The organism is Pseudomonas sp. NMI760_13 (assembly GCF_021283245.1).
Lineage (GTDB): Bacteria > Pseudomonadota > Gammaproteobacteria > Pseudomonadales > Pseudomonadaceae > Aquipseudomonas > Aquipseudomonas peradeniyensis.
Genome location: NZ_JAJSRC010000002.1, coordinates 207,943 through 218,704, shown reverse-complemented (window position 1 = coordinate 218,704; position 10,762 = coordinate 207,943). Strand labels below are relative to the sequence as shown.

Genomic DNA, 10,762 nt, shown 5'->3' with positions numbered 1-10,762 from the left:
GGCATGGTCGCCAGGCAACCGGATCAGTATCCTAGCACCTCCTGGCCCGCCGACGCTAAACCCAAGCGGGCCGCCGAACAGGTTGAACACCGTATGAATGCTCTAGCCCGCCGCGCCGCTGGCCTGTTGCTCGGCACGTTGTGCCTGCCGCTGGCGGCCTTCGCCGCCGATGTGCAACCCACCCACGAATTCATCCTCGACAACGGCCTGAAGGTGGTCGTGCGCGAGGACCACCGTGCGCCGGTGGTGGTTTCGCAGATCTGGTACAAGGTCGGCTCCAGTTACGAGACGCCGGGCCAGACCGGCCTGTCCCACGCCCTGGAGCACATGATGTTCAAGGGCAGCGCCAAGCTCGGCCCCGGCGAGGCCTCGCGCATCCTGCGCGATCTCGGTGCCGAGGAGAACGCCTTCACCAGCGACGACTACACCGCCTACTATCAGGTGCTGGCCCGTGACCGCCTGCCGGTGGCCTTCGAGCTGGAGGCCGACCGCCTGGCCAGCCTGCGCCTGCCGGCCGACGAGTTCAGCCGCGAAATCGAGGTGATCAAGGAAGAACGCCGCCTGCGCACCGACGACCAGCCCAACGCCAAGGCCTTCGAGCTGTTCCGCGCCATGGCCTACCCGGCCAGCGGCTACCACACCCCGACCATCGGCTGGATGGCCGACCTCGAGCGCATGAAGGTCGAGGAACTGCGCCACTGGTACGAGTCCTGGTACGCACCGAACAATGCCACCCTGGTGGTGGTCGGCGACGTCAAGCCCGACGAGGTGAAAGCCCTCGCGCAGAAGTACTTCGGCCCCATCCCCAAGCGCGCCGTGCCGCCAAGCAAGTTGCCGCTGGAGCTGGCCGAGCCGGGCCTACGCCAGCTCACCCTGCACCTGCGCACGCAACTGCCCAGCCTGGTTTACGGCTTCAACGTACCGGCCCTGGCCACGGCCAAGGACCCGCGCAGCGTCAACGCCCTGCGCCTGATCTCGGCCCTGCTCGATGGCGGCTACAGCGCCCGCATGCCGGCGCGCCTGGAGCGCGGCCAGGAACTGGTGGCCGGCGCCTCGTCCAGCTACAACGCCTTCACCCGCGGTGACAGCCTGTTCATGATCTCGGCCACGCCCAACGTGCAGAAGCACAAGACCCTGGCCGAAGTGGAGAAAGGCATCTGGCAGCTGCTCGACGAACTCAAGACCACGCCACCGACCGCGGAAGAACTCGAACGCGTGCGCGCCCAGGTGATCGCCGGCCTGGTCTATGACCGCGACTCCATCAGCAGCCAGGCCACCACCATCGGCCAGCTGGAGACCGTCGGCCTGTCGTGGAAGCTGATAGACAGCGAGCTCGACGACCTCAAGCGCGTGACCCCGGAGGACATCCAGGCCGCCGCCCGCACCTATTTCACCCGCGAACGCCTGAGCGTTGCCCATGTACTGCCCGAGGAGTCCGCTCATGAGTGATCGCAGCGCACCGCGCTACACCCTGTTCGGCCTGGCGATCATCGTGCTGGTGGTGGCCGTCGCCGTGCTGTTGGCGCGCCCGGCCCAGTCCGACAGCCAAGGCAAGGCGGACACCGCGGCCCGCCCATCCAACACCCTGCAATCGCTGGCCGAACTGGACGGCAAGGCCCCCAGCCGGCGTCAGTTGAACATCCAGGACTGGACCACCGCCGAAGGCGCCCGCGTGCTGTTCGTCGAGGCCCGCGAGCTGCCGATGTTCGACCTGCGCGTGACCTTCGCCGCCGGCAGCAGCCAGGACGGCGGCACCCCGGGCCTGGCCACCCTGACCAACGCCATGCTCAACGAAGGCGTGGCCGGCAAGGACGTTACCGCCATCGCCGAGGGCTTCGAAGGCCTGGGCGCCGACTTCGGCAACGGTTCGTACCGCGACATGGCCGTGGCGTCGCTGCGCAGCCTCAGCGCCAGCGACAAGCGCGAGCCGGCGCTGAGGCTGTTCACCGAGGTGGTGGGCCAGCCGACCTTCCCCGAGGATGCCCTCAAGCGCATCAAGAACCAGCTGCTGGCCGGTTTCGAGTACGAGAAGCAGAACCCGGGCAAGATCGCCGGCAAGACCCTGTTCGCCAACCTCTACGGCAAACACCCTTACGCCAGCCCCAGCGACGGCACCGCCGAAACCATCCCGGGCATTACCCTGGAACAGCTGCGCGGCTTCCACGCCAAGGCCTACGCGGCCGGCAACGCGGTGATCGCCCTGGTCGGCGACCTCAGCCGCGGCGAAGCCGAAGCCATTGCCGCCCAGGTCTCCGCCGGGCTGCCAAAAGGCCCGGCCCTGGCCAAGCCCGAGCAACCGGTCGAGCCCAAGCCGGGTGCGACCCACATCGATTTCCCGTCCAAGCAGACCCACCTGATGCTGGCCGAGCTGGGCATCGACCGTAACGATCCGGACTGGCCGGCCCTGTCGCTGGGCAACCAGATCCTCGGTGGCGGCGCCTTCGGTACCCGCCTGATGAGCGAAGTCCGCGAAAAACGCGGCCTGACCTACGGCGTGTACTCGGTGTTCAGCCCGATGCAGGTACGCGGCCCGTTCATGATCAACCTGCAGACCCGCGCCGAACTCAGCGAGGGCACGCTCAAGCTTGTGCAGGACATCCTTGCCGACTACCTCAAGAGCGGCCCGACCCAGCAGGAGCTGGACGATGCCAAGCGCGAACTGGCCGGCAGCTTCCCGCTGTCCAACGCCAGCAATGCCAGCATCGTCGGCCAACTGGGCGCGATCGGCTTCTACAACCTGCCGCTGAGCTGGCTGGAAGATTTCATGCAGCAATCCCAGGCGCTGACCGTCGAGCAGGTCAAGGCCGCCATGAACAAGCATCTGGCGGCGGACAAGCTGGTGATCGTCACCGTCGGCCCGAAGGTGGCCCAGCAGCCCCTGCCGGCCCCCACTGACAAACCCGCCGAGCAACCGCTCGGCGTACCGGAGCACTAATGGCAAGACCCAACACCCCAGCGCGCCCGGCACCGGGCGCCAGCAAGGGCCCCGGCCAGCTGCGCATCATCGCTGGCGAGTGGCGCAGCCGCCGCCTGGCCGTGCCGGAAGGCGAAGGCCTGCGACCGACGCCTGACCGTGTGCGCGAGACCCTGTTCAACTGGCTGGCGCCACATATCGAAGGCGCCCTGGTGCTCGATGCCTTCACCGGCAGCGGCGCGCTGGTGCTCGAGGCGCTGTCCCGCGGCGCCGAAAACGCCGTGGCGCTGGACAGCAACCCAACGGCCATCGCCAATCTCAAGAACAACCTTGAGCTGCTGCGCTGCCCGCGCGGGCAGATCCTGCAGACCGACGCCCTGCGCTACCTTCAAGGCCCGGCCAAGCAACAGTTCGACGTGGTGTTCCTCGACCCGCCGTTCCACCAGGAGCTGCTGGCCAACACCTGCAACCTGCTGGAGCAGGGCCAGTGGCTGCGCGAGCAGGCGTGGATCTACACCGAAAGCGAAGCCGTGCCCTCTTCGCTGCCGATGCCAGGCAACTGGCGCCTGCACCGCGAGAAGAAGACCGGTCAGGTGCACTACGCGTTGTGGCAACGAGCGGGCACAGACCAATAGCGCAGGTACAGCGGCGGTGTTTCATGGCACTCTAGGCAGGCACACCACGAGTCGCCCAGCATGCCCAGCCTCACCGCCACCTTCCGCCCGGCCACCGGCCTGTCCAACCCCCACCTGCAGACACTGTGGGGGCCTCTGTGGCGCAAGCTCCCGGACCTGCCGCGCAACCGCGAGCGCCTGTGGCTGGCCGACGGCGACTTCCTCGACCTCGACTGGCACGGGCCACACCAACCCGACGCGCCGTTGGTGCTGGTGCTCCACGGCCTCACCGGCTCGTCCAATTCGCCCTACGTCAAAGGCCTGCAACTGGCCTTGCAGGGGCGTGGCTGGGCCAGCGTCGCGGTGAACTGGCGCGGTTGCTCGGGCGAGCCCAACCTGCTGGCGCGCAGCTACCACTCCGGCGCCAGCGAAGACCTGGCCGAGACCATCCGCCACCTGCGAGCACTGCGGCCCCTGGCGCCGCTGTATGCCGTGGGCTACTCGCTGGGCGGCAATGTGCTGCTCAAATACCTGGGGGAAAGTGGCTCGGCCAGTCAACTTGAGGCGGCGGTCGCGGTGTCGGTGCCGTTTCGCCTGGACCAGTGCGCCGACCGCATCGGCCTGGGATTCTCGAAGATCTACCAGGCGCATTTCATGCGCGCGATGCTGGCGTACGTGCAGGATAAGCAGCGCCACTTCAAGGACAAGGAGCACCATGAGGGGCTGGCGACCCTCGAACGCCTGGGCCCGTTGCATAACCTGCGCACCTTCTGGGACTTCGATGGCAAGGTAACCGCGCCGCTCAATGGCTTCAGCGATGCCCATGACTACTACCGTCGGGCGTCCAGCCGCTATTACCTGGGAGCGAACCGCACGCCGACGCTGATCATCCATGCCGCCGATGATCCGTTCGTGTTCGGTCATAGCTTGCCGGCTGCGGATGAACTGGCGCCACTGACGCAGTTCGAACTGCACAGTCGCGGTGGCCATGTGGGCTTTGTCGAGGGCAGCCTGCGCAATCCGGGGTACTACCTGGAGCGACGGATTCCGCAGTGGCTGATGGAAGGACGCTAGCCCTCATCCAGGAGCAGGGCTGAGAGAGGACTTCGTGGGAGCGGGCTTGCCCCGCGATGGCATCACCGGCCCATCGCGGGGCAAGCCCGCTCCCACGTTACGAATTACTCGCCAGTGGCTACGCCACGCTGCGGATCATTGATCCATTCACTCCACGACCCGGCATACAGCCGCCCCAGCGGATACCCCGCCAGCGCCAAGGCAAACAGGTTGTGGCAGGCGGTCACGCCAGAGCCGCAATAGGCCACCAGGTCTTCCGGCGAACGGCCAGCCAGCTTTTCGGCAAACCGCTGCTTCAGCGTGTCGGCCGGCAGGAAACGCCCGTCGGCGCCGAGGTTGTCGGTGAACGCCGCGCACTGGGCGCCCGGAATGTGCCCGGCCACCGGGTCGATCGGCTCCACCTCGCCACGAAAACGCGGCAGCCCGCGGGCATCGATCAGGGTCAGCGCCGGATCGTCCAGGCGCTTGACCAGATGTGTGGCGTCGATCTGCAGCTTCATGTCCGGCTCGCCGCTGAACGTCCCCTCGCGACGCACTGGCGGGTCCAGGCTCAACGGCAGGTGGGCGGCATGCCAGGCCTTCAGGCCACCGTCGAGAATGAACACCGCATCGCGCTTGCCCAGCCAGGCCAGCAGCCACCAGGCCCGGGCGGCGAAGGCACCGGGACCATCGTCGTAGAGCACTACCTGGCTGTCGTTGTCCACGCCCCACTCGCGCAGACGCTCCACCAGCCGCTGCGGATCGGGCAACGGGTGACGCCCCGTGCGGCCCTTGACCACCGGCCCGCTCAGGTCACGCTCGAGGTCGGCGAAATGCGCCCCGGCGATATGCCCCTCGGCATAGCTGCGTTGGCCGTAGTCGACGTCCTCCAGGGCAAAGCGGCAATCGAGGATCACCAGGCCGGGCGTGTCCAGGCGTTCGGCCAGCTGTTGCGGGGTGATCAGTTGCGCAAGGGGCATGACAATCTCCTGATGAATGGCTCGAAGACCCAGGATCACTGCTCCAGGGCCTGGTTGAACGGAACGTGGAACTCATCGCACAACGCCTGCACCGCGGCACGCGAGCCCGGGGTGACATACCCCAGTTCCAGTACCACCACCTGATAGACGCCGCGCATGAACGCTTCTTCACCCAGGTGCGCGCAATGCTCGCGGGTGGTACTGAGAAAACGCACCCAGGAGGTCAGCACGATCCACGCGTTGATGGTCAGCGACTCGATCTGCGGGCCGTCCATGCTCAGGATGCCGGCCTCGACGAAGCCCCGGTAGATCGCCTGTCCCTGCAGCAGACAACGCCGCGAGAAGCGTCGGTAACGGGCGGCCAGCTCCGGGTCGCTGTCGAGCAGGTGCTCCAGGTCGCGGTGCAGGAAACGGTAGTTCCACATCGCCGCCAGCAGCGCCTTGAGGTAGAAGCGCTTGTCCTCGACGGTGGCGATGCGGCCTTGGGGCGGACGCAGGAAGCTGTCGACCAGCTCTTCGTACTGGTTGAACAGCACGGCGATGATCGCCTGCTTGTTGGGGAAGTGGTAGTACAGGTTGCCGGGCGAGATCTCCATGTGCGCGGCTATGTGGTTGGTGCTGACGCAACGCTCGCCCTGCTGGTTGAACAGCTCCAGGCTGCTCTGCACGATGCGCTCTCGGGTCTTCATGCGCGGGGCCATGCTCAGCTCCAGTCTCCAGCTTGATTGATCGGGCCATCTTACGGCTTCCCGCAGGTCGGGTGCACCGCTGGCCAGGTGAAAAAGAGTGCACCATCGTACCAATTAGAGTATATGCTCTATTCACTTATCCCCCCCGGAGCCGCCATGACCTCGCCTGCCGTCCTCCCCCCTGTGCAATCCGACCTCGACCTGCAAGCGACATTCGACGCCCTGCGTCGGGCCTTCGCCGACAACCCGATGCCCCCGGCCGCGCAACGTCGGCAGTGGCTGAAAAGCCTGCGCGAGGCGCTGCTGGCCGAGCAGGAGACGCTGATAGCGACCATCGACGCCGACTTCAGCGGCCGCAGCCGCGACGAGACCCTGATCGCCGAGCTGATGCCGTCGGTCCTCGGCCTGCGCGACGCGGAGAAACAGCTGGGGCGCTGGATGCGCGCCTCGCGGCGCAAGGTCGGCCTGGCCTTCCAGCCCGCCAGCGCGCGGATCGAGTACCAACCACTGGGGGTGGTGGGGATCATCGTGCCGTGGAACTACCCGCTGTTCCTCGCCATCGGCCCGCTGACCGGCGCCCTGGCGGCCGGCAACCGGGTGATGCTCAAGCTCAGCGAGTCCACGCCCGCCAGTGGGCAGGCCATCAAGGACCTGCTCGGGCGTGTGTTCCCCAGCGATCTGGTCAGTGTAGTACTGGGCGAGGTGGAGGTCGGCCAGGCCTTCGCCCGCCTGCCTTTCGACCACCTGCTTTTCACCGGTGCCACCAGCGTCGGCCGCCATGTGATGCTCGCCGCCGCGCAGAACCTCACCCCGGTGACCCTGGAACTGGGCGGCAAGTCGCCGGCCATCGTCTCGACCGATGTGCCGCTGGACACCGCCGCCGAACGCATCGCCTTCGGCAAGACCCTCAATGCCGGGCAGACCTGCGTCGCCCCCGACTACGTGCTGGTGCCCCGCGAACGCCTGGACGCCTTCGCCGAGGCTTACCGGCGCGCCGTGCATCGCTTCTATCCGCGCCTGACCGACAACCCCGACTACAGCGCGATCATCAACGAGCGGCAGCTCGGTCGCCTCAATCGCCTGCTCGACGATGCCCTTGAGCAAGGCGCCCAGGTGCTCGACCTCTACCCCGACGAGCCCCGCCAGGGCCGCCATCTGCCGCCACACCTGCTGCTGCAGGTGCACGACGGCATGCAGGTGATGCAGGACGAGATCTTCGGCCCTTTGCTGCCGCTGGTGCCCTACGACCGCCTGGACGACGCCCTGGCCTACATCAACCAGCGCCCCCGGCCCCTGGCGCTCTACTATTTCGGCTATGACAAAGGTGAGCAGGCACGGGTACTGCGCGACACCCACTCAGGCGGCGTCTGCCTCAACGACACCCTGCTGCATGTGGCCCAGGACGACCTGCCGTTCGGCGGCGTCGGCCCGTCCGGCATGGGCCACTACCATGGCCACGAGGGTTTCCTGACCTTCAGCAAGGCCAAGGCCGTGCTGGCCAAGCAGCGCATCAATGCCGCCAAGACGATCTACCCGCCCTATGGCAAAGCCTTGCAGCGCTTGGTCTACAAGCTGTTCATCCGCTGAGCGCAGGCGCCTCATGCATCGTCGCGACCTGCTCAGGTTCAGCTTCGGCGCCAGCCTGTTCCTGGGTGCAACCAGCCTGGTCGGCTGTACGCCGCAGGCGGCCTCGCCCGGTTATCAGGTCCTGCGTGATGACGACCTGCCGCTGCTGCAGGCCCTGATACCCGTCGTGCTGGCGGGTACCCTGGCTTCCACCGAATTGGTGCTGCACAGCCTCGACCACAAGCTGGCGGCGCTGTCGCCCGCCATGCTCAAGCTGACCCGGCAACTGTTCGACGTGCTCACCCTGCCGCTGACCCGAGGGCCGCTGACCGGCATCTGGGGCGGCTGGGCCGGCGCCACGGATACAGAGCTGGACCGCTTTCTCGAACGCTGGCGTGACAGTTCGCTGAACCTGCTGCGCCAGGGCCATGCCTCGCTGCTGCAACTGCTGCTCATGGCCTGGTACGAACGCCCCGAGGCCTGGGCAGCCTGCGGCTATCCAGGGCCGCCGAAGGTCTGACCTGTCACATACTCCTGTAGGAGCGGGCTTGCCCCGCGAACACCGGCAAAGCCGGTGCCAGGCACAACGCTGCCTGCTTCGCGGGGCAAGCCCGCTCCCACGAACCGCCGACTCGCAAAATAAAAAGGGAAGCCAATGCCCGTCCCCGACCCCTTTCGCCAAGGCCTCGCTCGAGGCTGGATCACCCACGATGGCTCGCGCCTAGCGCAGGACCTGAGCCTCGAAGCCGACGTCGCCGTGATCGGCAGCGGTGCGGGCGGCGCCACTACCGCCGAACGGCTGAGCGCGGCCGGGCTGAAGGTGCTGCTGATCGAAGAAGGCCCGCTGAAGACCAGCAGCGACTTCCACCTGCTGGAACACGAAGCTTATGCCGACCTCTACCAGGAGGGCCTGGGCCGCCTGAGCAAGGACGGCGCCATCACCATCCTGCAGGGCCGGGCGGTGGGCGGCACCACCCTGGTCAACTGGACCTCGAGTTTCCGCACGCCGCCACAGACCCTGGAGCACTGGGCCCGCGAACATGGCGTCAAGGGCCTGGACAGCGACAGCCTGAAGCCCTGGTTCGAACGCATGGAGCAGCACCTGGGCATCAGCCCCTGGATGATGCCGCCCAATGCCAACAACGACGTGTTGCGACGCGGCTGCGAGGCGCTCGGCCTGCGCTGGGCGGTGATCCCGCGCAACGTGCGCGGCTGCTGGAACCTGGGCTACTGCGGCATGGGCTGCCCGGTCAACGCCAAGCAGTCGATGCTGGTCACCAGCATTCCGGCCACCCTCGAGCAAGGCGGCGAACTGCTCTACCTGGCCCGCGCCGAACGCTTCAGCCACGACGGCCAACGCATCGACCACCTGCAATGCCAGGCCCTGGACGCCCAGGGGATCCAGCCCACGGGCCGCCAGGTTCGGGTGCGCGCCCGTCATTACGTACTGGCCGGCGGCGGCATCAACAGCCCGGCCCTGCTGCTGCGCTCCAACGCACCCGACCCTCACCAGCGCCTGGGCAAGCGCACCTTCCTGCACCTGGTCAATTTCAGCGCCGCGCAGTTCGAAGCGAAGATCGACCCGTACTACGGCGCGCCGCAGTCGATCTACAGCGACCAGTTCCAGTGGCAGGACGGCGTCACCGGCCCGGTCGGCTACAAGCTCGAAGTCCCGCCGCTGCACCCGGCCCTGGCCAGCACCCTGCTCGGCGGCCATGGCCAGGACAATGCCCTGCGCATGGCCGAGCTGCCCCATACCCATGTGATGCTGGCGCTGCTGCGCGACGGTTTTCACCCGGACAGCCCCGGCGGCCAGGTGGAATTGCGTAGCGATGGCTCGCCGGTGCTCGACTACCCGGTCACCGACTACCTGCGCGACGGGCTGCGCCGGGCCTGGCACAGCATGGCGCAGATCCAGTTCGCCGCCGGTGCTCGCCGGGTGCTGCCGGTGCATGGCGATGCCCGGTATGTCGATAACCCGGAACAGGCCAAGGCGTTGATCGACAGCCTGCCCCTGGAACTCCACCGCATGCGCCTGGGCAGCGCCCACGTCATGGGCGGCTGCGCCCTGGGCGAGGATCCTCGGCAGGCGGTGTGCGACAGCCTGGGCCGGCATCACCAGCTGGAAAACCTGTCGATCCACGACGGTTCGCTGTTCCCCACCAGCATCGGCGCCAACCCGCAGCTGTCGGTCTATGCCCTGACCGCCCTGCTCAGCGAGGCGCTGGTCGGCCGCCTGGCATCCGCGCATGACAGCCAATAGCCATGCTGTCTATAGTGCCATCGACCAGCCACGCGACTTGGCCGAGCTCAATCGCTGCGCTACCATCCGACTCCCCAACGCACTCCAGCCAGGATGACGCGATGAACCGAGTGTTGTACCCGGGTACTTTCGACCCCATTACCAAAGGCCATGGCGACCTGGTCGAGCGCGCTTCGCGCCTGTTCGACCACGTGATCATTGCCGTGGCGGCCAGCCCCAAGAAAAACCCCCTGTTCCCCCTGGAACAGCGGGTAGCGCTGGCCCGCGAGGTCACCAAGCACCTGCCCAATGTCGAGGTCATCGGCTTCTCCTCGCTACTGGCGCATTTTGCCAAGGAACAGAACGCCAATGTGTTCCTGCGCGGTCTGCGCGCGGTGTCCGACTTCGAATACGAGTTCCAGCTGGCCAACATGAACCGCCAACTGGCGCCGGACGTCGAGAGCCTGTTCCTTACGCCATCCGAGCGCTATTCGTTCATTTCCTCGACGTTGGTCCGGGAAATCGCCGCGTTGGGCGGTGATATCAGCAAGTTCGTCCACCCCGCCGTGGCCGATGCGCTGACTGAGCGCTTTCGCAAGTAAGCCGCGCGGTCACGATGTCGCGCCCGCGTGCACTGCGGGCGCGAATCCGGCACAATTGTGCCCATCGCTTTGAAACATGCCCGGGCCCAACGCCCCGGCCGG

Annotated in this window: 10 protein-coding genes; 8 read left to right on the top strand and 2 right to left on the bottom strand. The window is 67.0% G+C overall.

The features are described from left to right. Positions 1 to 93: 93 nt before the first annotated feature. The 4 genes from LU671_RS02840 to LU671_RS02825 are packed head-to-tail and all read left to right on the top strand — an operon-like array spanning position 94 to position 4,602. The gene (locus LU671_RS02840; protein ID WP_203648545.1) at positions 94 to 1,449 is read left to right on the top strand and encodes a M16 family metallopeptidase; all 1,356 of its coding nucleotides are present in this window, start codon (positions 94 to 96) and stop codon (positions 1,447 to 1,449) included. Beyond that, the gene (locus LU671_RS02835; RefSeq protein WP_203648547.1) at positions 1,442 to 2,935 is read left to right on the top strand and encodes a M16 family metallopeptidase; all 1,494 of its coding nucleotides are present in this window, start codon (positions 1,442 to 1,444) and stop codon (positions 2,933 to 2,935) included. Before LU671_RS02840 ends, LU671_RS02835 begins: the two co-directional genes overlap by 8 nt. Beyond that, on the top strand, positions 2,935 to 3,549 hold the full coding sequence (gene rsmD, locus LU671_RS02830) for a 16S rRNA (guanine(966)-N(2))-methyltransferase RsmD (RefSeq protein ID WP_203648556.1): 615 nt from the start codon (positions 2,935 to 2,937) through the stop codon (positions 3,547 to 3,549). Before LU671_RS02835 ends, rsmD begins: the two co-directional genes overlap by 1 nt. A 60-nt stretch (positions 3,550 to 3,609) precedes the next feature. Beyond that, the gene (locus LU671_RS02825; RefSeq protein ID WP_232854891.1) at positions 3,610 to 4,602 is read left to right on the top strand and encodes a hydrolase; all 993 of its coding nucleotides are present in this window, start codon (positions 3,610 to 3,612) and stop codon (positions 4,600 to 4,602) included. A gap of 104 nt (positions 4,603 to 4,706) precedes the next feature. On the opposite strand, the gene LU671_RS02820 is transcribed toward LU671_RS02825, so the two are convergent. Next, positions 4,707 to 5,561, bottom strand: a complete 855-nt coding sequence (locus LU671_RS02820) for a sulfurtransferase (RefSeq protein WP_232854890.1) — start codon at positions 5,559 to 5,561, stop codon at positions 4,707 to 4,709. Between the two features lie 35 nt (positions 5,562 to 5,596). Further along, the gene (locus LU671_RS02815; RefSeq protein WP_050707373.1) at positions 5,597 to 6,262 is read right to left on the bottom strand and encodes a TetR/AcrR family transcriptional regulator; all 666 of its coding nucleotides are present in this window, start codon (positions 6,260 to 6,262) and stop codon (positions 5,597 to 5,599) included. A gap of 144 nt (positions 6,263 to 6,406) precedes the next feature. On the opposite strand from LU671_RS02815, the gene LU671_RS02810 reads away from it, so the two are divergent. The 4 genes from LU671_RS02810 to coaD all read left to right on the top strand — a co-directional run bounded on the left by LU671_RS02810 (position 6,407) and on the right by coaD (position 10,660). After that, positions 6,407 to 7,837, top strand: coding sequence for a coniferyl aldehyde dehydrogenase (locus LU671_RS02810; RefSeq protein WP_232854889.1), 1,431 nt, complete (start codon positions 6,407 to 6,409; stop codon positions 7,835 to 7,837). Between the two features lie 13 nt (positions 7,838 to 7,850). Further along, entirely contained in the window at positions 7,851 to 8,336 is a 486-nt protein-coding gene (locus tag LU671_RS02805; RefSeq protein ID WP_203648564.1) for a twin-arginine translocation pathway signal protein, read from the top strand. A 135-nt stretch (positions 8,337 to 8,471) separates the two neighbouring features. Beyond that, entirely contained in the window at positions 8,472 to 10,079 is a 1,608-nt protein-coding gene (locus tag LU671_RS02800; RefSeq protein WP_232854888.1) for a GMC family oxidoreductase, read from the top strand. A 101-nt stretch (positions 10,080 to 10,180) separates the two neighbouring features. Continuing rightward, the gene (gene coaD / locus LU671_RS02795) at positions 10,181 to 10,660 is read left to right on the top strand and encodes a pantetheine-phosphate adenylyltransferase (RefSeq protein WP_028689146.1); all 480 of its coding nucleotides are present in this window, start codon (positions 10,181 to 10,183) and stop codon (positions 10,658 to 10,660) included. Positions 10,661 to 10,762 lie beyond the last annotated feature (102 nt).

Bases quoted from the DNA above. Each gene is read 5' to 3' on its own strand.
- LU671_RS02800 (WP_232854888.1), top strand. From the start codon at position 8,472: ATGCCCGTCCCCGACCCCTTTCGCCAAGGCCTCGCTCGAGGCTGGATC.
- LU671_RS02840 (WP_203648545.1), top strand. From the start codon at position 94: ATGAATGCTCTAGCCCGCCGCGCCGCTGGCCTGTTGCTCGGCACGTTG.
- LU671_RS02805 (WP_203648564.1), top strand. From the start codon at position 7,851: ATGCATCGTCGCGACCTGCTCAGGTTCAGCTTCGGCGCCAGCCTGTTC.
- LU671_RS02815 (WP_050707373.1), bottom strand. From the start codon at position 6,262: ATGGCCCCGCGCATGAAGACCCGAGAGCGCATCGTGCAGAGCAGCCTG.
- LU671_RS02820 (WP_232854890.1), bottom strand. From the start codon at position 5,561: ATGCCCCTTGCGCAACTGATCACCCCGCAACAGCTGGCCGAACGCCTG.
- coaD (WP_028689146.1), top strand. From the start codon at position 10,181: ATGAACCGAGTGTTGTACCCGGGTACTTTCGACCCCATTACCAAAGGC.
- LU671_RS02835 (WP_203648547.1), top strand. From the start codon at position 1,442: ATGAGTGATCGCAGCGCACCGCGCTACACCCTGTTCGGCCTGGCGATC.
- rsmD (WP_203648556.1), top strand. From the start codon at position 2,935: ATGGCAAGACCCAACACCCCAGCGCGCCCGGCACCGGGCGCCAGCAAG.
- LU671_RS02810 (WP_232854889.1), top strand. From the start codon at position 6,407: ATGACCTCGCCTGCCGTCCTCCCCCCTGTGCAATCCGACCTCGACCTG.
- LU671_RS02825 (WP_232854891.1), top strand. From the start codon at position 3,610: ATGCCCAGCCTCACCGCCACCTTCCGCCCGGCCACCGGCCTGTCCAAC.